The organism is Nitrosomonas sp. HPC101 (assembly GCF_009833125.1).
Lineage (GTDB): Bacteria > Pseudomonadota > Gammaproteobacteria > Burkholderiales > Nitrosomonadaceae > Nitrosomonas.
In genome coordinates, this window is record NZ_QRCC01000010.1 from 344,587 (window position 1) to 369,980 (window position 25,394).

Below are 25,394 nucleotides of genomic sequence, written 5' to 3' on the forward strand. Positions count from 1 at the left end.
ATGATTAGGGTGATGATCACGGATGATCACGCGATTGTGCGTCAGGGACTCAAGCAAATTCTGAGCGAGACGAGAGATATCAGTGTAGCCGGAGAGGCGGAAAGCGGTTTTCAGGCGGTGAGAGTTGTGCGACAGCAGGCGTTTGATGTGATGTTGCTGGATATTTCACTACCGGACCGGACCGGAACGGGCTTGATGTGCTCAAACAAATCAAGAAGGAATGCCCGGATCTGGCGGTACTGATGTTGAGTATGCACAATGAAAGTGAGTTTGCGATCCGTGCCCTCAAGGCGGGAGCAGCCGGCTACCTGAACAAGCAGAGCGCCCCGGCGCAACTGGTTACCGCGATTCGCCAGGTTGCATCCGGACGAAAATTCATTACCCCTGCGCTGGCAATGGAGCTGGCGAACGCAATCACCACAGATACGAATCGGCCGCTGCACGCTGCGTTATCCGATCGGGAATATCAGACGCTGTGCCTGATTGCCTCCGGTAAGGGGCTTTCCGGAATTTCGGAGGAAATGTGCCTGAGCCCGAAAACTGTCAGTGTTTATCGCGCCCGCTTGTTGGAGAAACTGAAGCTGACCAACAACAGCGAATTGATTCGCTATGCCATCATGCACAATCTGGTTGATTGATTGCCCCTTTGTTGTGCCTTGCCTGACATTGCGATAAGAGAATCGACAGACGCATCCAGCTGCCGGATTCAGGATCATGAAATCTTTCCTGCATTGTGCAGGCAAACATCCCAGTAAGGCATTTCCTCAAACCGCTTGCCCAGAAAATCGACGAACGCTCTGACGCGCTGTGAGAGGTGGCGGGTTTGCGGGTAGATGGCATAGGCGGTCAGTTGTGCGTAGTGGTATTGGGTTAATACCGGTATCAGTGCGCCACGTTCGATTTCCCGGTAAACAATGAAACCCGGCAACAGTATGATGCCTAGCCCCTCAACGGCTACATCCCGAAGATATTCGCCACTACTGGCTTTCAGGTAAGGAATGATTCGGGTTTTGGTCAACTGTCCCGCAGCATCATAAATATTCCAGTGGCTTGTATTGCCGATCAGGTTGTATACCAGGCAGTGATGCTTTATGAGCTCTTCTGGCGCTTGTGGTCTGCCCATGCGTTCGAGATACGCTGGACTTGCGCACATGATGAATTGAATCGATGCAAGACGGCGCGCAATCAGACTGGAATCGGGCAGATCGGCAATGCGGATGGCAAGGTCAAAACCCTCCGCCAGTAAGTCAACCTGCCGATCGCTGAAATCCAGATCGAACTCAATATTCGGGTGAGTTTGCAGAAATGCAGTGATGGCCGGGCCCAGATGCATCAACCCGAAACTGAGTGGAACTGCCACCTTTAGACTTCCCTGCAGCGCACCGTGAGATTGCGATATGGCGTGTTCAGCTTCGAGAATATCAGCGAGAATCCGCACGGATTGCTGATAAAAAGTCCGTCCGCTGTCGGTGAGATTCAGCCGCCGGGTGGTGCGGTGGAATAATTCAACTCCCAAGTGCGCTTCGAGTTCCTTCAAACGTCGGCTGACAACAGATTTTGCCGTATTCATGCGATCTGCTGCGGCACTGATACTGCCTGCTTCCACGATACGTACAAACGTATTCATATTTTCAAATCGATCCATTGCATTGCCTTGCTTGCTGTTATTGTTGCTTATACAGGAACAATTATTTCTGTAAAGTTATCTTTATTCCTATTGTAACAACTACGATAATGTTTTCAGCAGACAGAAGTTATCAATACTTCACAGGAGGAAGAAACAATGAATACATCAGTGAACGCAGTACGAATTATTCCCGCAACGGCTGTACGCGAAGGGGCAGGTGTAATGGTGCATCGCACGATTGGTACGCCGACATTGCGTAATTATGATCCTTTCATGTTGCTGGATCACATCGGCAGCGAGAATCCGAACGATTACATTGCTGGTTTTCCGTCACATCCGCATCGGGGATTTGTCACTTTTACTTATATGCTGGACGGTCGTATGCAGCATCAGGACAGCATGGGCAACACGGGTAATCTTGAGCCAGGTGCGGCGCAATGGATGAAAGCAGCCAGCGGAGTTATTCATTCCGAAATGCCAAAACAGGAAAATGGCCTGCTGCGCGGTTTTCAGCTGTGGATCAACCTGCCGGCCGCTCATAAAATGGATCATCCGGAATATCAGGAATTTCCCGCAGCTGCTTTCCCGGTTGTAGAAACAGGAGATTACCGGCTGAAAGTGTTGATTGGCCGGTTTGGTGATGTCGTTGCGCCAATTCAGGATGATCTGACGCAGGTGACTTACTTCGATGTCGAGCTGCGGCCTGGGCGGCATTTTCAGCACTGGCTGCCGGTGCAGAATACCAGCTTCATTTATGTATTCGAAGGTGATGGGCAGTTTAATGGACAAAATGTCGCATTACATTCGCTGGTCACAGCAGATACGGATGAGGGTGCTTTCGATTTTGTCGCAGGCAAGGAGGGTGCGCGTTTTATCGTGGTCAGCGGCCAGCCGGTTCGTGAGCCGATTGTGCAGTACGGCCCGTTTGTCATGAACACACGTGAAGAAATCGATCAGGCACTGGCGGATTATCATTCTAATCAGCTTGTACGGGATCGGGCGTGGGTCAAACGTAAACAATAAGTTGGCTATTCATTAACGAGGGAGGCTTACATGGGAAAAGTCAGTGAATTTATCGCCCGCTTGTTTCTGGCACAGATATTTCTGCTTTCGGGCATTGCAAAAATCGGTGACTATGCCGGTACACAAGGCTATATGGAAGCGATGGGTATACCAGGAACACTATTGCCGCTGGTAATAGCGCTTGAGGCTGGGGGTGGCCTGGCAATCATTGTTGGATGGCAAACCCGGCTGGTGGCTATCGCACTGGCATTGTTTACACTGGCAGCTGCAGCGATTTTTCACAATGATTTTGCCGATCAGGTGCAAATGATTATATTCATGAAAAATATTGCCATCGCGGGTGGCTTCATACTGCTGGCCGTACATGGTGCTGGTGGCTACAGCCTGGATAGCCGTTGCGGCAAATCCTGATGAAATTGTGGATTGTTCAGGATTGACTGAAAACCCGGCTGCATGCAGCCGGGTTCTTTAATTGACGTGCGGGTATACTGCTTACTTATGATCTCATTTGAATGCGGATCATAGTCTGGCGACTTCCATCCACAAAAAATATGGCATAAACAAATCTTGACAGTGCCCTGTTCTCGGGTAGTGTAACGATAAACAATCACTAAAAAACATGGAGAAGGTCATGTCCGAGTTTCTTTTTTTCCTGTTCGTCGCGTTGCTTGTTCTTATCGTGGCGTTATTCACAGTGCCATTCCTGCGCCGTAATATTGTCTCCAATCTTGCCTTGCGAATCTTTAGCAAGCTGCTTCCGCAGATTTCACAAACTGAGCAGGAGGCGCTCGATGCCGGTACAGTCTGGTGGGAAGGCGAATTATTCAGTGGCAAACCGGACTGGAACAAACTGCTGGCCTATCCCAAACCTGTTTTGAGTGCAGAAGAACAGGCTTTTCTCGATGGCCCGGTCGAGCAGTTGTGTGCCATGCTGGATGAATGGCATATCACGCATGAGCGGCGTGATCTTCCTCCGCATGTCTGGCAATTCATCCGGGAGAACCATTTTTTTGCCCTGATTATCCCGAAGGAATATGGCGGACTTGGTTTTTCCGCGCTGGCACATTCGGAAGTGGTGATGAAAATCAGCTCGCGCAGTAATACCGCAGCAGTCACAGTCATGGTGCCTAATTCACTCGGCCCCGCCGAATTGCTGCTGCATTATGGAACAGAGGAGCAGAAAAACCACTACCTGCCGCGCCTGGCCAATGGTTCCGAAATTCCCTGTTTTGCGCTGACCGGGCCGGATGCCGGCTCGGATGCGGGGGCAATGCCCGATACAGGTGTGGTCTGTCGCGCCGAATTTAATGGCCAGCCCGATGTGCTGGGGATACGCATCAACTGGGAGAAACGCTACATCACACTGGGGCCGATTGCTACACTGCTGGGAGTCGCCTTCAGGTTACATGACCCGGATGGGTTGCTTGGAAATGAAAAAGAAATCGGTATCACGCTTGCGCTGATTCCGACCAATATGCCGGGCATCAGCATTGGCCGCAGGCATTTCCCCCTGAATGGTGTTTTTCAAAACGGACCCAACTTTGGCAAGGATGTTTTCATTCCAATGGACTGGATCATCGGCGGGCAGGATAAAGCGGGGCAGGGCTGGCGCATGTTGATGAACAGCCTCTCCGTTGGACGGTCAATTTCACTGCCGGCTACCAGTGTCGGCGCAGCCAAGCTTGCTGCCTGGAGCAGTGGCGCCTACGGCCGGGTACGTGTGCAATTCAAATTGCCGGTTGGTTATTTTGAAGGTGTGGAAGAAGCGCTTGCCCGTATTGCCGGTAACACCTACATGATGGATGCTGCGCGGGTAATGACTGCCGGTGCGGTGGATCTGGGTGAAGAACCTTCGGTGATTTCTGCAATTGTCAAATATCATCTGACCGAACGCAGCCGGCAGGCCATTAATGACGCTATGGATATTCACGGCGGCAAGGGGATCTGTCTCGGGCCCTCCAATTATCTGGCAAGAACCTATCAGCAGACACCAGTAGGCATCACGGTGGAAGGCGCAAATATCCTGACACGCAACCTGATCATCTTCGGACAGGGCGCGATTCGTGCCCACCCTTTCATACTGCGGGAAATCAGCGCAGTCTGGGATCAGAGCAGGAAGCGCAGTCTGCAAGCGTTTGATAAGGCATTGACCGAACATGTTACCTTTACCTTACGCAATGCAGTCTGCAGTCTGGCTTTTGGTATCAGCCAGCGACTGATTAAAGCAGTACCGGCAGATGCGGCGGATGAAACAATAAATTACTACCGGCAGCTGACTCGTTTCTCCGCTTCCTTTGCGCTGCTGGCGGATAGCGCCATGTTGAAGCTGGGTGGCGTACTCAAACGGCGTGAACGCTTGTCTGCCCGTCTGGGCGATATTCTTAGTATGTTGTACCTGTGCTCAGCCACGCTCAAGCGTTTTGAGGATGATGGTCGTCCCGTTGCGGATCTGCCATTTCTGCACTGGTCCATGCAGGATGCGTTGTATCGCATGCAGCAGGCCTTCCATGAATTCCTGCTTAATTTCCCGGCAGGCAGGATAATACGGGGGGGACTGCGATTCATGATTTTTCCGCTCGGCATGCGCTGCCTGCCGCCTGCTGATGCACTCTCGCACGAAGTTGCCCGGCTCATCCTGACTCCCGGAGCGGCACGTGACCGTCTGACAGCAGGTATCTATTTGCCCACCGCAGAAAATGATCCACTTGCATTACTCGGACAAGCCATGGCATGTGCTGTTGAGTGCGAACCGATTGAGGCCAGGCTGAAACGGGCAGTCAAAGATAAAACATTGCCCTCCGATGAAGAGGAGCAAATCAGCAAGGCGCTGGCACAAGGCATTATTACCGATAGTGAAGCTGCTTCGCTTGAACGCATGCAGATCTTGCGTCGCCGTGTCATTATGGTGGATGATTTTTCTCCCGACTTACGGCAGGTGGACGATCAACAGGGAGAAACGCCCGTATGAACCATACAACTGCTGCAATACCTTCCTGCAATGTGGATATGATCTCCATTGAAACGGCCCGGACACTCGACGGATTGTTCCGAGAACGGGTTCGCTGTTCTCCCTGGGCAATCGCTTATCGGGACTACGATGTCAGTCAGGAAATCTGGCAGGATTACACGTGGGAAGAAATGGCTGCCGCTGTCAGGCTCTGGCAGACTTCGCTTTCCCGGGAAAATCTTTCTCCTGGTGACCGGGTGGCTATCATGGTGCGTAATTGCCCGCAGTGGGTCATGTTTGAACAGGCTGCACTTGGATTGGGACTGGTGGTTGTGCCGCTTTATATCGAGGACAGGGCTGAAAATGCTGTCTGGTGTCTCGATAATGCGGGCGCAAGCCTGCTGTTGCTGGAGAATATGGTACGGTGGGATGCATTAAGCGGAGTGGCCGAACAGCTTCAGCAATTGAAGCGTATCGTCATTATGAATGCCACGTCAGAAGATGTGCGTCAGACGGGTGATCAGCGTGCAATCGCACTGCAAGACTGGTTGCCAGAGGAGCCGGGTGATATTCCTGCCATTGAAAATCAACCCCATTCCCTGGCGACCATTATTTACACTTCCGGAACAACCGGGCGCCCGAAGGGCGTTATGCTGAGCCACCATAACATCCTGTCCAACGCACACGGCTGCGCACAAGTTGTCACCGTGACACCGGATGATATATTGCTGTCCTTTTTGCCGCTGTCCCACACATTCGAACGTACTGCCGGCTATTACACCCCTATGCTGTGTGGTGCTGCAATCGCTTATGCCCGATCTGTCCGCCAGTTGCAGGAAGATTTACTGATCATTCGGCCGACTATCCTGATTTCAGTGCCCAGAGTCTACGAGAAAATCTATGTGGGTATCCAGGAAAAACTGGCCGCGGGCCCTGCGATTGCCAGAATGTTGTTCAAGCTGGCTGTCGAGGTGGGATACAGTCGGTTTGAATATCAGCAGAAACGCACTGGCTGGCGTATTTCACACCTGTTGTGGCCGCTGCTTGATCGACTGGTTGCCCGCAAGATCATGGAAAAACTGGGAGGACGTTTATGGCAGGTCATGAGTGGTGGCGCGGCACTATCACCGGAAGTATCCCGTGTCTTCATCGGCCTGGGATTACCCGTCCTGCAGGGTTATGGTCTGACTGAAACCAGTCCGGTCGTCTGTGCCAATCGGCTGGATGATAATGTTCCGGCAAGTGTCGGCAAACCTGTTCCCGGAGTGGAAGTCAAGCTGGGTGAGCAGAATGCCCTGCTGATTCGTGGTCCGAACATTATGCTCGGTTACTGGGATAACCCGGAAGCAACTCGTGCCATTTTATCCGTAGACGGATGGCTTGATTCCGGAGATACCGCGCAGATCGACGAACAGGGAAGAATTACCATTACCGGTCGGCTGAAGGATATTATCGTCACATCCACCGGTGAAAAAATACCACCCACTGACATGGAAGCGGCTATTTTGCATGATCCGATCTTCGAGCAGGTTATGGTCGTTGGTGAAGGACGTTCCTATCTGAGTGCGCTGGTTGTCCTGAGCAAGTATGGATGGGAAGCAGTTGCTACGCACTGCAATGCCAAGAATGATCCACGTGCACTGATTTGTGACGAATATGCCGAGGAAATTATCCTGGAAAAGATTGCCCGGCAGATCAGTGAATTTCCCGGTTATGCCAAAATTCATCGTGCACTGCTGATTGCCGAACCCTGGACGATTGATAACGAAATGCTTACGCCCACCCTCAAACTGAAGCGAAAAAAGATTTACGAGCATTACCAGACCGAAATTGACAAACTTTATGTCAGTCGTCAGGCAAATCCGAATAACCTTTTCCGCTCGTAATAATGATGACTCGCATCTGTTTCTGTCAGCAGACGAGGCAGATCACAAATTCAGTTCAACCTGAATCCGGCAGCGGGGCGCATCTATCAGGATGGCAGGATGCGGCTTGATGAAAAATCCTGGTTTATCGCTGCCAGCATTCGGCATCAGTCAAGGTAGCTCCACTTACGCCACTGACACCCGTTTGGGTCAGCGTTAACGTCCCACAGGCATCTCCTGCCATGGAGCCTTTCGGCACGGCTTCCAGCGTATAAGTATTTTGTGTTGGCGTACCTTCTGCAAACTGAATAGCGTATTTTGCTGTTCCTGTTCGAGGAGATTGCGTAACTGGCAGCGCAAAATTTTTGTAGCTGTTGGCTTCGGTAAAGTTCCGCTCCAGCAGTTGCGCCATTTCCAGCAGGATACCTCTGGCTTCGGTGCGATTGGCACGTCGAACATATTCCTGGTAAGACGGATAGGCAATCGCTGCCAGAATTCCGATGATGGCCACGACCACCATCATTTCGATCAGCGTGAATCCGCTGTTTCCTGTATGTCTCCGAGTTTCACTCATTTAACGGATTCTCCTGCTACTGTAGTTGTTTCCAGGATCGGCGCGAGGGTGATCCACCATTATTGATGGTTATCTTCTCAATCGCACCGGTCGTTGTGGCTGCAATCAGATGGGTCAGACTACCAGCATTGATCGCGGCCGATTCACTGCGAATACCATCAGAGCTGATTCCGGAAATTACCCGATCTCCACTGTCCAACTTACCATCATGATTCACATCGAACTGTGGCAAAGACATCATCCCGCCGTTTTCAGCATTCAGCAGCATCAGCCAGTTACGTCCACCCGCTTCACATGGATCCGTAGAAGGAATCAGCGTGGTGAAAATAATGCGGCCGAAATTCAGCATGGGCATGATGACTGCACGTTCTGCTGGTTCAGTATCTGACTGTGGCAAATCAATATACCAGCCGCGTTTGGTTTCCCAGTCGATCGAATGATCGGAAATAGTGCGCTCAAAAGGCGGGATGGCTGTTTCAGCAGTAATGGTTTGCTGCTGCAGCACACTGCGATTTGTTTCCGCAATCAGGCTGCCTTTGTCCCAGATGCCATACAGACTTTGTACCTTCGTGTCGGTGGCATCGCCAGAAGCAATGAATTGGCCGGTACCAAAGAAAACCATATAGCCTCCTTGTTTATGGAATCCCACCTCCACAGGAGAAGTGATAGGTTGTACCTCATTGCTGGCATTTCTGGCAGTAAAGAGCGGTAAGCCGGTGCTACCGGATTTATATGCTACATCCCATTGGTTAGTATCAGATTGAGACAGATCAAATTTCCAGATATTGCCCTGCAAATCACCCGCATAAACAACATCAATGATCTTGTCATTATTGGTATCGATCAGCGCTGGGCTAGAGAGACCGTTGTTTATACTGGTATTGGTCGGGATTTTTTTGATCAATGCGCCTGTCCGTAGATTAACTATAAATAGAAAAGCTTTATCATCCGTACTGTTATAACCATTGCCGATAATTGCTGCCCAGGAGCCATCGTTCAGCCGGGCAATTTTGGCCTGGCCGTGGACGAAGCCCAAGTCAGCATCAGTAAATTCCCACAGTACATTTGATGCGTAAAAATTGACCGGATCGGTAATATCCAGTGCAAACACACTTTTGCCACCACCGCCCAGCGTTCCCAGCAATACCGTTTTCCAGGCGGGTGTTACACCAATGTAGGCATCCCCGGCATAGGCGTTGCCGTCGACATAATAACGATGTGTATAACCGGGATCAGTCAGCTTGTTCAGTTGAAGATAAACGGCAGCGGGAACATAAGCGAACAGCTCTTCCCCGGTTTCTGCATTAAATGCATGCAGCATGCCATCGTTGGCGCCGGTATACACCACTGGAGTGCGACTATTACTGGCCTGTCTGTAACTGTGGTAGGACGCCTTCCCGGGTACCTCATCCGGCAGCAAATCATAGCTGAAATCGAGTGATTTGATATACAGCAGATCCGAGTTGACGATATCACCGAGTACGCCGTTGTTCCGGTTGCGGAAACTTCCTCCCTGACTGATTTCACCACTTTGATCACCTCGCAGCCACCCGGCGCGGAGCATGCCTTGTTTATCACTGATGCCTGATGGATTCTGATCCAATGCTGTTTGTTGTGTTGCAGACAGTGAGGAAAAATTGGCAGCAGTGAATGCCAGGCTGGTCGTCCCGTTATGCGTGAAAATTTTCCGGGCAGCATGTGCCGGCAATTGTCCGGAAGCTTCCCATTGCAACGCACCCAGCGATCTGTCGGATTCCAGATTGAACGCCAGTAGCTGCCCGCTCCAGTTGGCACTGTTGAACTTTGCCTGATAAATCTGCGCGCCGGTGTTGAGCCGACTGGTATTGGTGGTGACTGCAGCCGCAGAACTGATTTTGGCCGTAATATTGGTCAATGTGTTACTCAATCCACTGGCGAAAGTGGCTGGATTCTGAGCACTGAAGAACTCACCTCGGCTGTTGACTGCGGCGTGCCAGAGATCATCGATCTTCTCTTTCCTGGCTGTATTGGTTGTTGGATCCGGCCAGCTGTCCGAACTACTCGGCAGACTGGACAATGTCCCCTCGACCCCCAGCCCAACTGTAAAATTCACCATGTGCTGCCAGAAAGCCGGGTCTTTGGCGTTGGTCGGTACCTTGTTGTCCAGATCAGGGCGCAGATCAGTTTTCCAGTAATGCATTGCTACATCAGCGAGGGTATTGCTGTATTTATCCGAGTAGGGTAAAGCCGGTTTGTACTGATAAGTTACCGGTGCTGCGTTGGGAAAATGATTGGTAATGATGTCACCAACAGCATTATCAGCATTACCGATACCCGTTGGACTGGCTCTGCCACTTTCCCAATAGCCATCTGTCATCAGAATATGATAATTTTGTCGGCAAATCGGCTGAACACCGCCGCTTTGTCCCGGCGTATCACTCCATGGTCCCTGATCATCATTACGCATCAGATATTCACCAACACCTTGCATGGCGGTGCGTAACGGTGTACCAGCAGCTGGAATAGTGTGCTGATAAAGCTTGTCGAAGAAATCAGCTTTATTCGCAATAGAAAACGGTCGAACACCTGTGATGAGTGTATTTGTGGATTTGCCATCTATGGTAGTACTTCCCTTATTAATCGCTCCAAATGCAACCCGCATGTTTTTACTTTGTGCCGCAAATGCACGGCCGACACCGGCACGTGCCAGCAACACCCGGGAGCGGTAATAGGTGTACCAGTTAGCAAAATTCTGGATTTCTTCGTCGTAGGTACATGTCGGAGCAGCTGCACAATCCTTACGATCCGGGCCACCTGTATAGGTTGGTGTGCTGGATTTGATTTCTATCTGCGTGTAGCTGCTGGCTAAATCGGTGTTGCCACTTCCTTTGTATTGAAAATAGACCGCCGGGTAGAAAGTTCGAGATTCTGTTTTTAGGGTATTGTTATTTTGAAGCCAGCCTGCACTTTGTGTATTGTTCGCAGTTAAGTCACGGCAATCTTTAGTAGAGTCATTTTTATTGGGGATGGACCATGGATTATGAGGTGCACAGGTAATGCTGGCGTTATCCATCAAGGATCCATCTGCTTTGCTCCATGGCAGGTAGCGTACCTCCGGGTTGTAGTAAATTTTATTGACATGGCTGGAGCGCAAGCTGGCGGTAAACTTATTATCTGCATCAAAGCCAACCACATAGTTGCCATAGGTGTCTCCACCATAAGTCCCTGATCTGACGGGATAAACAAAACGTACGTTATTGTTAATCAGCTCATCCGGCATGATCTCGAACTGCATCGAACCGGAGTCATCCAGTGTGAAAATGATGTTGGGATCAACAGCGGTTGTCAGGAACAGGGGCGCATCGGACAGATTCAGCGTTGCACCCACATTTTCAATCCGGATCAGCATGCAGAGCAAGCATGCCGTGAACACCCGCGCGTTTGTCGCGCCATGTGCTGTTTTCATAATCGGATTCTTTCCTTTTCTAGCGTCGGTATGTGCTTTGTAGCAGAACAGTGGTGGCTGTCGTGCCACCCGTACCTTGTGCCACAATGCGGAACATAATTGCATTCAGCGATGCACCGGATTGCTGGGCACTACCACTGTCCCCCATCAGCGGGACGCTGGGGAGTTGCTCGATAATGTAACGAGGCTGGCTGGTCACACCATCTATGACGACATCAGCTGTTTTTCCACTGGTTTCCCAATCTTTCCAGTTAACGAGATCAGGAGCCGGAGAATCCGCATAGTGATATAACCCGTCCGAACCATTGAATTCCGGAAGGGTGACCTGCTCAAGAAAGCGCTCGCCCGATCGCAATGCCGCTTCTGCCGCCTGAAAAGCGAGCGTTTCATCGCGCAGGTTGCCTGCCATTTTTTCTTCCAGCAAGGTGCTCTGCAGAGCGGTTGTCCCGATCAATGTCAGGATCACCAGAAAAATCAGTCCGGTCACCAGCACGGCCCCCCGCTGAGAAAAAGCTATAGCCGCTTCGTCATTGATATGAAAGCGCCGGATCACTATTTGCCACCTGCTGTCTGTCGCCTGTTTAGGCTTAAAAAACGGATCTTTGTTACTGCCGGAATCTGCTGAAGAAATTGTGTCCATGTTTCTTGTTCTGCCGAGGAGTAGTCAGGGAGCGCGGTTGCGCAGTGAAATGACAGTGGAAAATGCCTGGCGCAGTCGCCGGTCGGCAGGTGTTACCGTGTTGCCATTGAAAGTATAGGTTTGTGGTTGGCTGGCAATACCATCTTCCACAGATTGCAGCAGCAGCTCGATACGCACGCTGACCACGTTACCCCAGTTGGTCACTTGATTTGCTGTCCGATAAATATCGGCTGCCCGGTCTTCATTGGTATCTTCACCGTATTGAATCTGCATATTCTCTATGCCTTCAACCAGTTCCTCAGCATCGCTTTCTCCTTTTTTCCAGTAAAGTGAAGGAATACCTCCGGAGTTTGTCCGGATGTAGTAAGACCTGGCACTGACCCGCATCACTTCTCCGCCTGTGAATACCCGGCCAAGATCCTCCTTGGAATTGAGCTCACCCTTGTGTTCAAGAGTTATCCGATCAGATGCACTGCCGATACCTGTCACCTGGAAAACAGCGGCACCCTGACAATTATTTACCAGAGCTAAAAAGACATTCTTTGGGTCTTTAAAATGGTTTGTCAGTTCTTTTGCAAAATCCTGATCACTTTTACTGCTTTTCGGCTCGCTCTCTGACGCAATCTCAAGACTGGCAGAGGCTGATGCATGCGAAATCACCCTGGCATAACTGCCTTCCACACTTCTCGCCACAATAAGATCTCGCCCTTGCAGTGGAGAAGTCACTTCAGAAGGTATACTTGCGTTGGTTGCTTCAAATCCCTCCAAAGGTTGATCAAATCTCCATAAAAAGCCAGTGTTATTGTTGAGTACGTTGGTTACCGCGATTCCATCGCCCATACAACCTTGGTATCCTGCCATGCGGACATCACGGGATAAAAGCTGGAAGGCATAGCGTGCATTTTCCTGCATTCTTGCCAATGCTTCGTTGACACGGTAGGTGTTCTGGCTGGAAGACAACACTGTTACCATTCCGCCCAGCAGTACCAACCCGATAGTCATGGCAACCATCATTTCCACCAGTGTCAGGCCCTGCTGATTCCGGCTGAATGTGTGATTGATCTGTATGCTTTTCATATCGGCTGTCACAGCCGGGTGGTCATGACAAACTGCTGCGCAGCCAGTGCGCCACGGCTATCGTCCCACTGAATGGTGATGGTTACTTTATTGTCGATATCCACATCAACTGTGCCAGTACCCTCTGGCAGACGCAGCGCAAGTTCTTTCAGCCAGGCTTTCATATCCTGTTCCGGAAACGCCAAACTTTCTGCTTTTGTTTCCGTCCCGGCAGAATCTTTAGCTGGAGCGTAGCCACCTTCTCCAGCCGCGACCCGATTGGCTCGCATGCTGTCCAGAATGCTGTACGCCATCATGGAAGCAATCGAGCGGAAATTGGCGCTCTGGTTGTGCTTGAGGCCGACTGTCTGTAATCCTGCCAGCCCAAGCAATCCGATTGACAGAACGATGATCGCTACCAGCACTTCGACCATGCTGATACCCGTTTGGTAACGTTGATAAGTATTCAGCATGATGCCACTTTCTCCACTCTTGGCCGGCCGGCCTTATTCACTTTAATGTTGCGGCCACTGGCCTGGTTACATAGACTGAATGTTCCATTAGGCAGATTGCCACTCCCCTGGTTACGCCCATTGGGCAGATAGGAAATCCAGTTGGCAAAATTGGATCCTGTAGTGAGCGTACTGCCTTTCAATCCCGGGAAGACCCGCAATACTTCATCTGCGCCATCGACCGTGCCGGCCGTGCCTGCGTCACTATCACTGAATATCAGCCAGCCATCTTTCCAGCTATCCCCGTTACAAGTTGCGCCGTCTGCACTTTTACAGAGGGTGACTCGCACGCCACGTTTTACGGCTTCGGAGCGGGCATAATGCAGAGCGGTCATCAATTCATTTGCCTGTGTGGTCAGGCGCGATTCCCGCATCAGGGATTGATAGCTCGGCACCGCCACGGCGAGCAAAATGGAGGCAATACTGATGGTGATCATCAGCTCGACCATGGTGAAACCCTTGCTGACAGATACAGTCATTTCGTTGTTTCCATAGATAAAACTGTTTTTGTCCGGCCGGGTAATATCTATCTGGATGATGAGCCAGTTAGCTGTATTTCTTCCGGTTGTACCCCGGATCAACGGCTGCTATCCGTGGAAACTTTAGAGTGTTCGCGGGAGGGGTCCACTGAAGGGTATATTTTGCGTCAAACGAATATTGTGAGGTCGCCTGCATATTGGATGGTGTTCGCCTTCTTGCCTGTTTCGCCGATATGTCCTGGTCAGCCAGCTGAATTTCATCGCAAAACGGCGCTATAATCAGGATTTTCGCCATAAACACAAAAATATGACTACGATCGTATCAGTCCGGCGCGGACAGCAGGTAGCATTGGGCGGTGATGGCCAGGTGACACTCGGTGCTGTCGTCGCCAAGGCCAGTGCACGCAAGGTACGCAGGCTTTATCACGATAAGGTGCTGGCTGGATTTGCGGGCGGCACGGCAGATGCCTTCACGCTGTTCGAGCGTTTCGAAGCCAAATTGGAAAAACATCAGGGACATCTCACGCGATCTGCGGTCGAGCTTGCCAAGGATTGGCGTACCGACCGCATCTTGCGTCGTCTGGAGGCAATGCTGGTGGTGGCGGATCATGAAGCCACTCTGATTATTACAGGTGCAGGTGATGTGATCGAGCCGGAGCAGGGCATTGCAGCTATCGGCAGCGGAGGATCCTACGCACAGGCAGCGGCGCGAGCTCTGCTGGAAAATACCGATCTGAACCCCAAGGAAATCGTTACCAAGGCGCTTACAATCGCTGGAGATATCTGCATCTATACCAATCAGGTGCATGTTATCGAGCAGCTTGATTAAACAGAAATCATTCCATATCAGGAAACCCCATCATGTCGCATATGACTCCGCAGGAAATTGTCCATGAACTGGATAAACATATCATCGGACAGGACACAGCCAAGCGTGCTGTCGCAATCGCACTGAGAAACCGCTGGCGCCGGCAGCAGGTGGATGAACCCCTGCGCCATGAAATCACTCCCAAAAATATTCTGATGATCGGTCCGACCGGTGTGGGCAAGACCGAAATTGCCAGGCGACTGGCCAGACTGGCTGATGCACCCTTCATCAAGATCGAAGCGACCAAGTTTACCGAGGTAGGCTACGTTGGACGAGATGTCGACTCCATTATCCGCGATCTGGTGGAGTCAGCCATCAAGCTGGCGCGCGAGCGTGAAATCAGAAAGAACCAGCCGCTGGCTGAAGATCGTGCAGAGGAACGGATACTCGACGCATTGCTGCCACCTGCTCGCGACTTGGGTTTTGAAGCCGGCTCCAGCGAGGAAAGCAACGCGACGCGCCAGAAATTCCGTAAAAAATTACGTGAAGGTGATCTGGACGACAAGGAAATCGAGATCGAGATCGCCATGACACAAACCAGCATGGAAATCTTCGCTCCGCCGGGAATGGAAGAGCTGACTTCCCAGATTCAGGGTATGTTCCAGAACATGGGCGCTGGCAAAAAAAAGATGCGCAAGCTGCATATTCGTGAAGCCAGAAAGTTGCTGACCGAAGAAGAAGCTACCCGCCTGATCAACGATGAAGAGTTGAAGCTGGGTGCGGTACAGAATGTCGAGCAGAACGGCATCGTCTTCCTCGATGAAATCGATAAAATTACCAGTCGCTCGGAAATCTCCGGTTCCGATGTTTCACGTCAGGGTGTTCAGCGGGACTTGCTGCCACTGGTGGAAGGGACGACTATTTCCACCAAACACGGCATGATTCGTACCGACCATATTCTGTTTATCGCCAGCGGCGCGTTTCACCTGACCAAACCATCGGATCTGATCCCTGAACTGCAGGGTCGTTTTCCAATCCGGGTAGAGCTTGAAAACCTCAGTGCCGAGGATTTCAAGCAGATACTCACCAACACCGATGCCTGTCTCACCCGCCAGTACCAGGCATTACTGAAAACCGAGGGAATCGAACTGAATTTCTCGGAAGATGCCATTGGCCGACTGGCCGAAATTGCTTTCTCGGTCAATGAAAGAACCGAGAACATTGGTGCCAGAAGGCTGCATACCGTGATGGAAAAACTGCTGGAAGATATTTCATTCAATGCCACTCGTCACAGCGGGAGCACACATGTCATCGATGCTGCCTATGTCGATGAACGTCTTGGCAAACTCTCGCAAAGTGAAGATCTGGCGCGTTATGTACTGTAACTGCATCTAAATGAGAAATGTCGTTGTTCTCAGTGCTGCAAGAACTGCGATCGGTGATTACGGCGGCGCGCTGAAGGATCTGGTGCCCGCCACGCTGGCAGCCATAACGATCCGGGAAGCGATTACCCGTGCCAGCGTTGATCTCAACAAGATCGGGCACCTCATCACTGGACATGTTATTCCCACTGAAGCGCAGGATATGTATCTGGCACGTGTAGCGGCACTGGAAGCCGGTCTGCCACAGGGTGTGGCGGCGCTTACCCTGAATCGTGTTTGCGGCAGTGGGCTGCAGGCTATTATCTCTGCTGCCCAGGCAGTTCAACTGGGCGATACAGAAGTAGCTGTTGCTGCCGGTGCCGAATCGATGAGCCGGGGAGGGTACTTGCTCCCCGCGCTGCGCTGGGGACAACGTATGCGAGACAGTACCGCGATCGACATGATGGTGGGGGCACTGACCGACCCGTTTGACCAAGTACACATGGGAATTACTGCGGAAAATATCGCTGAAAAGTGGGGTGTTACCCGTGCGCAACAGGATCGATTCGCACTGGAAAGTCATCGGCGTGCCATTCGTGCTATTCGCAGTGGCCATTTTCGCAAGCAGATCGTACCCGTTGAAATTTCTACCCGAGAGGGTGAAGTGATGTTTGATACGGACCAGCATCCGCGCGACAACCTCAGCATGGAAATGCTGGAAAAACTGCGTCCTGTTTTTCGGGCAGACGGCACAGTCACGGCTGGTAACGCATCCGGCATCAATGATGGCGCTGCTGCGCTGGTGCTGATGGAGGAACGCGCAGCCGAAAGGGATCATCAGCAGCCAATGGCACGTCTGGTCGCCTATGGGCATGCCGGAGTGGATCCGCGTTACATGGGAATCGGCCCCGTGCCCGCAGTCAGACAGGCACTGAAGCGTGCTGGGCTCAGTCTGGCTGACATGGATGTCATTGAATCCAACGAGGCATTTGCTGCCCAGGCATGTGCGGTCGCCCGGGAACTGGATTTCGACCCGGATACAGTCAATCCGAATGGGGGTGCTGTAGCACTGGGGCACCCGATTGGTGCGTCCGGTTGTATACTGGTCATCAAGGCCATTTATGAGCTGCAGCGTATAAATGGCCGCTACGCGCTGGTCACCCTGTGTATCGGTGGCGGACAGGGGATTGCCGCAATTTTTGAAAAACTCTGATCTGGCTGCCTATCCTATGGAGAACAGATATGTCCACACTGACCCGATCCCCTGCCTGGCTGGCGTTGAGTGCACATCAGACGAAAATTGCCAAGCGCCCGCTGCGTGCACTGTTTAACGAGGATTCACAACGCTTCGACAAATTTTCGCTGCAATTTGGTGATTTGTTATTCGATTACAGCAAGCAGCCCGTCGATGCAACTACCGTCCGTCTTTTGCTGGCATTGGCAGAGCAGCAAGGGCTGGCAGACTGGATCACCAGGATGGCTGCAGGTGAAAAAATCAATTTCACGGAAAACCGGCCAGTTTTACATATTGCATTGCGTGCAAACACGCCGATTTTTTCGGATGGCAAAGAGGTCACACAGGAAGTTAAACGTGTCCTGCAACAGATCGAACAGTTTGTTGAGAAAATCCACAACCAGTCGCACCGGGGTTATTCCGGGCTGCCGATCACCGATATCGTCAATATTGGGATAGGAGGTTCTGATCTGGGGCCGGTCATGGTCACTGAAGCACTCAGGCCCTACCATGTTCCACAGCTGCGGGTGCATTGTGTTTCCAATCTTGACGGAGCACATCTATCTACCACTTTGCAGTCTCTCAATCCTGCCACTACGCTGTTCATCATCGCCTCCAAAACGTTTACTACTCAGGAAACGCTGACCAATGCACGCTCTGCCCGAAGATGGTTCCTGGAAAATGGCGGCAATGAGCAAGCGGTTGCAGCGCATTTTGTCGCTGTTTCCACCAATCGAGAAGCAGTCAGTCAGTTCGGAATCAATCCGGATAATATGTTTGAATTCTGGGATTGGGTGGGCGGGCGCTATTCATTATGGTCAGCCATCGGGCTGCCGATTGCGCTGGCAGTGGGAATGGAACATTTTCGCTCACTGCTGGCCGGCGCGCGCGCAATGGATAATCATTTTCTGACTGCGCCTTTCGAGCAGAATCTGCCGGTCATGCTGGGTTTGATTGGTATCTGGCAGATCAACTTCTTTCATATCACCAGCCAGGCTATTTTGCCTTACGATCAGTCTATGCATCGTTTCCCGGCGTATCTGCAACAACTGGAAATGGAGAGCAATGGCAAGCATGTCACCCGAAACGGAGAGGCTGTTGATTACAGTACGGGTGTGATCATCTGGGGTGAGCCCGGCACCAATGGCCAGCATGCCTTTTATCAATTACTGCATCAGGGTACTCAGCAGTTCACCGCTGATTTTCTGGCGCCGTGCCAATGTCATCACCCGTTATCCAGGCATCATCCCATGCTGCTGGCTAATTTTTTCGCACAAACCGAAGCACTCATGCGCGGCAAAACTGAGCAGGAAGTCCGGTCCGAGCTGACAAATCAGAATTTATCCGCTGATCTTGTGGAATATCTGCTTCCCCATAGGACTTTTCCAGGAAATCATGCCACGACCTCGATTTTGTTCAAAAAACTCGATCCAGCAACGCTGGGTATGCTGATCGCGCTGTATGAGCACAAAGTATTTGTCCAGGGCATTATCTGGGAAATCAACTCATTTGATCAGTGGGGCGTGGAACTCGGCAAGCAACTGGCCGGCAGGATTCTTGCCGAACTGGCCCTGGATAAACCGATAACCGGACACGATGCTTCCACCAACGGCCTGATCAATTTTTACCGGGCGCAGCAATGAGGTTTCCTGAACCATTTTCAGTAATGTTCAAGAGGTAATCCGGCAGGGCTGGTAAATTTGTTTTTTACTCCAGTCGGAATATAATAAAAAAATTCGGGATAAATCTGAAAACCATGCCTTCATCTTCTTCCCACAAAAGCCCACGGGTGTTGTTTGTCACACCTGAAGTGTTTCCGTTATGCAAAACCGGTGGATTGGGCGATGTCAGTGCCGCATTGCCTGGCGCACTGCGTGAATTAAAAACGGATGTGCGTCTGCTTGTGCCCGGTTACCCGTCGGTGCTGTCCGGGATCAAACACAAACGTAAACTGGCGGAATGCAATCTTCTGCCATACTTCCCTCCGGCCACATTGTTCTCTTCCCGGTTACAGGTCAATGAATCCGTTAGCGTGCCTTTGTACGTCATCCACTGTCCGGAACTCTATCAGCGGCCAGGCGGCATCTATCTGGACGAGGATGGAAAGGACTGGCCGGATAATGCACAGCGCTTCGGCTTGTTATCAAAAATGGGAGCGCTCCTTGCCAGTGATGCCAGCCCGCTTGCCTGGGTGCCGGATATTGTCCATTGCAATGACTGGCAAAGTGGGCTTACTCCGGCTTATCTCCATTTTCATTCGGGAAAGAAAGCAGCCAGCCTGATGGCGCTGCATAATCTGGCTTTTCAGGGAAAATTTCCGTCGGATCAGGTTGCAAAGCTTGGATTGCCAGCGGAGAGTTTCAGTGTGGAGGGGGTCGAATACTACGGTAATCTGTCATTCCTCAAGGCGGGAATCTATTACGCCGACCATATTTCCACAGTCAGCCCCGGTTATGCCCGGGAAATCCAGCACGAGCCGTTGGGATTTGGTTTGCAGGGGCTTCTGGCCAAACGCAGTGACGATATCACCGGAATCATCAATGGTATCGATACTGCCGTCTGGAATCCGGCGACTGATCCGTACATCGTCAAAAAATATTCAAGTCGCACTTTCCTATCCGCCAAAAAAGTCAACAAGCTTGTTCTGCAACGGGAGATGGGGTTGGAAGAAAACGGGACGATTCCGCTGTTTGCCGGGATCAGCCGCCTCAGTTACCAGAAGGGTTACGATATTCTGCTGCAGGCTGCATCTGCGTTGACGAATTTTCCTGCCCAGCTGGTGTTGCTGGGAAAAGGAGATCCATCGCTGGAGGAACAGCTTATTTTGCTTGCGCAAACTGATCCCGCCAGAATCGCTGTCCGCATCGACTACGACGAAGCGCTCTCGCATCGGATTACTGCCGGTGCGGATTGTTTTCTGATGCCTTCCCGTTTTGAACCCTGTGGTTTGAATCAGATGTACAGTCAGCACTACGGTACCCCGCCTGTTGTACATGCTACCGGGGGGTTGATGGATACAGTGGTGGATCTGACGCCTGAAACGCTGGCCAGAAAAAGTGCGAGCGGCTTCCATTTTCACGAGATGACCACTAGCGCCTTCATGGAGGCAATCGGGCGTGCAGTTAATGCTTATTGCGATGCCGGGCTCTGGAAAAAACTGCAGCGCAGTGGTATGCAAAAAGATTTCAGCTGGCAGGCAAGCGCTTCGGCGTATCAATCTATTTATTCACTGCTCATGTAGCAAAACAGGCTGGCCGGCATATTGTAAAGATCAGGATTGAATCAGAGGTTCCTTAAAACCGAATCAGCGCCAGTGCTATAATTCCGCATCTGTCAGTGAACCGCTTCCGATCGTTCCAACGTCCACGTGAACATCAATTTTCACTACTCCGACTGGGCGAGCACGTTAGTTGACAAGTGTATCCGGCTGTCAAGTTCAGGATAATTTCGCTGATCTGGCGGATAATGCTGTTAAATTGCTCAAAAATATCAGTTCTGTGTATCTGATTTTACCCCTCCGGGGAATAGTTTATTTCCGGTTTGAATTTCACACACCTGACAATTTTATGGCTGGCTGTGACATTTGCGCACAGCGCACCTGCATTTACTATTTACACAATAACATTGTATTTAATCTGTTGGAGGAAGCATGAGTCATACCTTGTATGAAAGCAAAACACCGCGTGTACAACGCTGCGAACTGGCTGTTCCCGGTTCCCGCCCTGAAATGTTTGAGAAAGCACTGAAAAGCGGTGTGGATTTCATATTTTTAGATCTGGAAGATGCAGTTGCACCGGATGACAAGCTTCAGGCGCGGAAAAATATCATCCAGGCGATTAACGATCTGGACTGGAGAGGGCATGGTGTCACTCTTTCGGTACGCATCAACGGTCTGGATACTCAGTACATGGTGCGTGATGTGGTTGATCTGGTTGAACAGGCCGGCCACAAGATTGATACGCTGTTGATCCCCAAGGTCGGTGTTTATGAGGATGTCTACATGGTGGAAGCCATGCTCAGTCAGCTTGAAATGCAACAGGGGCTGAAAAACCGGATCGGAGTGGAAGCACTGATTGAAACTGCATTGGGTATGGCCAATGTTGAAGATATTGCTCGTAGAGGAACTGTGGGGCGCCTGGAAGCACTGCATTTCGGCGTAGCTGATTACGCCGCCAGCAACCGCGCCCGCACGACTAATATTGGAGGACTGAACCCAGATTATCCAGGTGATCAATGGCACGCTGCTATCAGCAGAATGACTGTTGCCTGCCGCGCGTTTGGTCTGCGACCTATCGACGGCCCCTTCGGTGACATCCAGGATCCGGAAGGATTCAAACTGGCAGCTAAACGGGCTGCAGCACTGGGTTGTGAAGGGAAATGGGCAATTCACCCCTCCCAGGTTGCGTTGGCCAATGAAGTCTTTACCCCGCCGGCAGCCGAGATCGACAAGGCCAAACGAATACTGGCAGCTATGAAGGAAGCGGCTGCTCAGGGAAAAGGTGCAGCAGCGCTGGATGGAAAGCTGATCGACGCCGCGTCGGAACGGATGGCAAATAACATCGTTAAAATGGCAGAAGCGATTGCTGCCAAAAGCAGATAAGCATTTGAGAACCGTTCAGGATCCCGCTGAAGAGGCGCATATGGCATTATTTGAGAGCCCGAAATATGCTTGTTCAACTCTGCCTTGCATAGTCTTCCTGACCGGGATCCTGTACAGATTCCAGGGGAGCTCCGAAAAATAATTGCACTGAAATCATGAAGTGCGCTACAACCTGTGTGAATTGTACTTTTTCGGTTAATTGCGCTTTATCTGGCTGTTATTCGCATATTTTTCAGAGTTTCCCTTAAACCCAACCATTCCATAAAACTCAAGGGAGAAGATATTGGATATTCATGAATATCAGGCCAAGGAAATCCTGGCTGAATACGGGATCAAACTGGCCGAGGGCGGATTGGCGTATACGGTGGAAGAAGCTGTGCAACGCAGTCGGGAAATCGGTGGTAATGTCTGGGTCGTCAAGGCACAAATTCATTCCGGGGCACGCGGTAAGGCAGGCGCTATCAAAGTATGCCGGTCACACGAAGAAATCGAAGCGGCAGCTGAAGCACTGTTGGGGAAAAAACTGGTGACACACCAGACCGGTCCGGCAGGCAAGCTCTGTTTGAAGCTGTATATCGAAGCCGGTACTGATATTGCCCGGGAAGTGTATCTCGCTTTCATGATGGATCGCAGTCATGAACGTATCGTCATGGTGGGTTCCGCTCAGGGAGGAATGGATATTGAAACGCTGGCCACCACGAATCCGGATGCCATTAAGAAAATCCATATCGAACCGGCTGTCGGTTTGCAGGATTTTCAGGCAAGAACTATGGCTTTTGCCTTGGGATTGAATGGCGAACTGCTTAATCACACTATCAGGACCATCAGGGGTTGTTACCGGGCACTGCGGGATCTGGATGCCAATATTCTTGAAATCAACCCGCTGGTGGTGACCAGCAATAATGAATTGTTCGCGCTGGATGCGAAGATGAGCTTCGATGAAAATGCATTGTTCCGGCGCCACCGGATTTCTGAGTTGCGCGATAACACGCAGATTGATCCACGCGAAATCGCTGCGGCAGAAGCAGGTCTCAGCTATGTCGGACTGGACGGAGATATTGGTTGCATGATCAATGGTGCCGGGCTTGCCATGGCCACCATGGATATGATTAAGCTGGCCGGCGGCGAACCCGCCAATTTCCTGGATGTCGGTGGTGGCGCTTCTGCTGAACGGACTGAAAAAGCATTCCGACTGGTGCTGGCAGACAGCAATGTAAAGGCCATGCTGGTCAATATCTTTGCCGGTATCAACCGCTGTGACTGGATCGCCGAAGGGGTCGTCCAGGCGGTGCGGAATATCGGAACAACCATTCCTCTGGTTGTACGCCTGTCCGGCACCAATGTGGAAGAAGGCCGCCGCATTATCGCTGACAGTGGACTGCCCATCATTACTGCAGAAACCCTGGCAGAAGCTGCCGAGAAAGCAGTACATGCACGCAACCAGGCCGTAGCCTGAATAACAAATCAGAAAGGGGAACAGAAAAGTGGCAATTCTCATCAATGAGCGGACGCGGATCATCGTACAGGGTTTTACCGGCCGGATCGGCACTTTCCACGCTCAGGAAATGATCGACTATGGCTCTAATGTGGTAGGTGGCGTAACACCCGGTAAAGGAGGGCAGAAACACCTGGGACTACCGGTATTTAATACCGTACAGGAAGCCGTCGAACAGGCTGGCGCGGAAGCCAGTATCGTATTTGTACCACCAGCATTTGCAGCCGATTCGATCATGGAAGCGGCTGATGCCGGTATCAAGTACTGCGTATCCATCACCGACGGCATTCCGACCCAGGACATGATGACGGTCAAGAATTTTCTGCGTCTTTTCCCAAAGAAAAACCGAATGGTACTGACCGGTCCCAATTGTTCAGGCACTATCAGTCCCGGACGTTCGATGCTTGGCATCATGCCGGGGCATATTTACAGCCGTGGAATCGTCGGCGTGGTAGGCCGTTCCGGTACATTGGGTTATGAAGCAGCTGACCAGATGCGGCGACTGAATATCGGTATTTCCACTTCAGTCGGCATTGGTGGAGATCCGATCATCGGCAGCTCGCATCGGGATATTCTGGAGAAACTGGAAGAGGATCCGGAAACCAGAGTCGCGATGATGATTGGTGAAATTGGTGGTCCGATGGAAGTGGAAGCAGGGGTGTTTGCCAAAGAAAACATGAGCAAGCCACTGGTTGCCTACATTGCCGGATTAACGGCGCCCCCTGGAAGAAGAATGGGGCATGCCGGGGCAATCATCTCCTCAGCAGGTGAAAGTGCGGCAGAGAAAGTGGAGCGACTGAAAGAACTGGGGGTCACCATCTGTCCGACGCCATCGTTGATGGGCGAAACCGTTGCACAAGTTCTGGCTGGACTCTAGTCTGGTTGAGATATTTCTACTTGGTTGGCATTCTGCCTGAATTTCCTCGCTTTTAATGACAGCAGCGCCTATGTTGTGTCATTAAAAGCGAATTGAGAGTTCGTGTGGCCCGGTAAAGTCGCCGTGAACTGTTTAGTCCCACCCGGATCAATACCCCTCAAACTCCTCTGTCCTGATGTTGTCTTCATCAGCACCAATTTCAAGCAGCAATGCGCGCATGGCTTTAACCATGCTCTCCGGTCCGGATAAGTAGTAGCGCGACGCGGCAATATCGGGCACATGTTGTCTGATGAGATCCGCGTTGACGTGACCCTGAGTTGATGTATACACCGATACAAAAGTGAAGTTTTCATTTTCTGCAGCAAGCCGTTCGAGCTCGTCAATATAAGCTGCCTGTGCGAGCGTGCGGTTGGCATAAATCAGCGTGATTTTATGATTTGTCCTGTCATGCGTGGCTTGCGCGATTATGCTGCGCACCGGTGTAATGCCGATGCCTCCTGTGATGAACACCACCGGAACAGCTTCGTTTTTTTGCAGCGTAAAATCACCCCACAACGCAAGCAATTGCACCATGGCACCTTCCGGAACTCTGGCTGCTGCTCTTTTGTAGAGTGAATCACGCATGCGTGTGGCCATACGCAGTGTGCTTTCGAATGGGGCACTGACAAATGAAAAACCATGTTTGTTATTACTGTCATCCAATCCGGTTGAAGGCGGTAATACCAGATCGCCATATTGACCGGCACGGTATTCAAAGCCCTTCGGCTTTTCCAGGGTAAACTCCATGGTTCCTTCGGCTATCTCTTTTTTTTGCAATAACATGACATCGTAACTGGTTGGCATGATCGAAT

General features: G+C 51.2%; 20 protein-coding genes and 1 pseudogene. 13 read left to right on the forward strand and 8 right to left on the reverse strand.

The window, feature by feature from the left end; genetic code table 11:
* Positions 1 to 638: pseudogene (locus ABO04_RS08615) on the forward strand (response regulator transcription factor).
* A gap of 74 nt (positions 639 to 712) precedes the next feature.
* Here ABO04_RS08615 and ABO04_RS08620 read toward each other — a convergent pair.
* On the reverse strand, positions 713 to 1,627 hold the full coding sequence (locus ABO04_RS08620) for a LysR family transcriptional regulator (RefSeq protein ID WP_240141487.1): 915 nt from the start codon (positions 1,625 to 1,627) through the stop codon (positions 713 to 715).
* A gap of 156 nt (positions 1,628 to 1,783) precedes the next feature.
* On the opposite strand from ABO04_RS08620, the gene ABO04_RS08625 reads away from it, so the two are divergent.
* The 4 genes from ABO04_RS08625 to ABO04_RS08640 all read left to right on the forward strand — a co-directional run bounded on the left by ABO04_RS08625 (position 1,784) and on the right by ABO04_RS08640 (position 7,483).
* On the forward strand, positions 1,784 to 2,650 hold the full coding sequence (locus ABO04_RS08625; protein ID WP_160810256.1) for a pirin family protein: 867 nt from the start codon (positions 1,784 to 1,786) through the stop codon (positions 2,648 to 2,650).
* A 30-nt stretch (positions 2,651 to 2,680) separates the two neighbouring features.
* Positions 2,681 to 3,061, forward strand: a complete 381-nt coding sequence (locus ABO04_RS08630; protein WP_160810257.1) for a DoxX family protein — start codon at positions 2,681 to 2,683, stop codon at positions 3,059 to 3,061.
* A gap of 220 nt (positions 3,062 to 3,281) precedes the next feature.
* Entirely contained in the window at positions 3,282 to 5,618 is a 2,337-nt protein-coding gene (locus tag ABO04_RS08635; protein WP_160810258.1) for an acyl-CoA dehydrogenase, read from the forward strand.
* Positions 5,615 to 7,483 (forward strand): long-chain fatty acid--CoA ligase, encoded by a 1,869-nt coding sequence (locus ABO04_RS08640; RefSeq protein ID WP_160810259.1) that lies wholly within the window; start codon positions 5,615 to 5,617, stop codon positions 7,481 to 7,483. Before ABO04_RS08635 ends, ABO04_RS08640 begins: the two co-directional genes overlap by 4 nt.
* A 124-nt stretch (positions 7,484 to 7,607) precedes the next feature.
* Here the strand turns inward: ABO04_RS08640 and ABO04_RS08645 are convergent, their stop codons facing one another.
* The 6 genes from ABO04_RS08645 to ABO04_RS08670 are packed head-to-tail and all read right to left on the reverse strand — an operon-like array spanning position 7,608 to position 14,270.
* Positions 7,608 to 8,036, reverse strand: coding sequence for a type IV pilin protein (locus tag ABO04_RS08645; protein WP_160810260.1), 429 nt, complete (start codon positions 8,034 to 8,036; stop codon positions 7,608 to 7,610).
* 16 nt (positions 8,037 to 8,052) lie between these two features.
* Positions 8,053 to 11,481, reverse strand: a complete 3,429-nt coding sequence (locus ABO04_RS08650) for a PilC/PilY family type IV pilus protein (RefSeq protein ID WP_160810261.1) — start codon at positions 11,479 to 11,481, stop codon at positions 8,053 to 8,055.
* Positions 11,482 to 11,500: 19 nt separating this feature from the next.
* Positions 11,501 to 12,121 (reverse strand): PilX N-terminal domain-containing pilus assembly protein, encoded by a 621-nt coding sequence (locus tag ABO04_RS08655; RefSeq protein ID WP_160810262.1) that lies wholly within the window; start codon positions 12,119 to 12,121, stop codon positions 11,501 to 11,503.
* A gap of 24 nt (positions 12,122 to 12,145) precedes the next feature.
* A complete protein-coding gene (locus ABO04_RS08660) occupies positions 12,146 to 13,198 on the reverse strand; it encodes a PilW family protein (protein WP_164504304.1) in 1,053 nt (350 codons plus the stop codon).
* A gap of 8 nt (positions 13,199 to 13,206) precedes the next feature.
* Positions 13,207 to 13,650 carry a type IV pilus modification protein PilV gene (gene pilV / locus ABO04_RS08665; protein ID WP_160810263.1) on the reverse strand — a complete coding sequence of 148 codons (444 nt, stop codon included), beginning with the start codon at positions 13,648 to 13,650 and terminating at the stop codon, positions 13,207 to 13,209.
* Positions 13,644 to 14,270, reverse strand: coding sequence for a GspH/FimT family pseudopilin (locus ABO04_RS08670; RefSeq protein WP_240141488.1), 627 nt, complete (start codon positions 14,268 to 14,270; stop codon positions 13,644 to 13,646). The genes pilV and ABO04_RS08670 overlap by 7 nt, the downstream gene beginning before the upstream one ends.
* A 205-nt stretch (positions 14,271 to 14,475) precedes the next feature.
* Here ABO04_RS08670 and hslV point away from each other — a divergent pair, with 205 nt between their 5' ends.
* The 8 genes from hslV to sucD all read left to right on the forward strand — a co-directional run bounded on the left by hslV (position 14,476) and on the right by sucD (position 24,543).
* A complete protein-coding gene (gene hslV / locus ABO04_RS08675; protein ID WP_160810264.1) occupies positions 14,476 to 14,997 on the forward strand; it encodes an ATP-dependent protease subunit HslV in 522 nt (173 codons plus the stop codon).
* Positions 14,998 to 15,029: 32 nt separating this feature from the next.
* Positions 15,030 to 16,361 carry an ATP-dependent protease ATPase subunit HslU gene (hslU, locus tag ABO04_RS08680; RefSeq protein ID WP_160810265.1) on the forward strand — a complete coding sequence of 444 codons (1,332 nt, stop codon included), beginning with the start codon at positions 15,030 to 15,032 and terminating at the stop codon, positions 16,359 to 16,361.
* Between the two features lie 10 nt (positions 16,362 to 16,371).
* Entirely contained in the window at positions 16,372 to 17,550 is a 1,179-nt protein-coding gene (locus ABO04_RS08685; protein ID WP_160810266.1) for an acetyl-CoA C-acyltransferase family protein, read from the forward strand.
* Positions 17,551 to 17,579: 29 nt separating this feature from the next.
* Complete coding sequence (gene pgi, locus ABO04_RS08690) at positions 17,580 to 19,214, forward strand: glucose-6-phosphate isomerase (RefSeq protein WP_160810267.1); 1,635 nt, start codon at positions 17,580 to 17,582, stop codon at positions 19,212 to 19,214.
* A gap of 113 nt (positions 19,215 to 19,327) precedes the next feature.
* Positions 19,328 to 20,812, forward strand: coding sequence for a glycogen synthase GlgA (glgA, locus tag ABO04_RS08695; RefSeq protein ID WP_160810268.1), 1,485 nt, complete (start codon positions 19,328 to 19,330; stop codon positions 20,810 to 20,812).
* 408 nt (positions 20,813 to 21,220) lie between these two features.
* Positions 21,221 to 22,171 (forward strand): CoA ester lyase, encoded by a 951-nt coding sequence (locus tag ABO04_RS08700; protein ID WP_160810269.1) that lies wholly within the window; start codon positions 21,221 to 21,223, stop codon positions 22,169 to 22,171.
* A 283-nt stretch (positions 22,172 to 22,454) separates the two neighbouring features.
* Positions 22,455 to 23,627: a malate--CoA ligase subunit beta gene (locus ABO04_RS08705; RefSeq protein WP_160810270.1), complete on the forward strand. Its 1,173-nt coding sequence runs from the start codon at positions 22,455 to 22,457 to the stop codon at positions 23,625 to 23,627.
* Positions 23,628 to 23,655: 28 nt separating this feature from the next.
* Positions 23,656 to 24,543, forward strand: a complete 888-nt coding sequence (gene sucD, locus ABO04_RS08710; protein ID WP_160810271.1) for a succinate--CoA ligase subunit alpha — start codon at positions 23,656 to 23,658, stop codon at positions 24,541 to 24,543.
* A 147-nt stretch (positions 24,544 to 24,690) separates the two neighbouring features.
* Here sucD and ABO04_RS08715 read toward each other — a convergent pair whose 3' ends face one another.
* Complete coding sequence (locus tag ABO04_RS08715; protein WP_160810272.1) at positions 24,691 to 25,386, reverse strand: FAD-dependent oxidoreductase; 696 nt, start codon at positions 25,384 to 25,386, stop codon at positions 24,691 to 24,693.
* Positions 25,387 to 25,394: the final 8 nt, after the last annotated feature.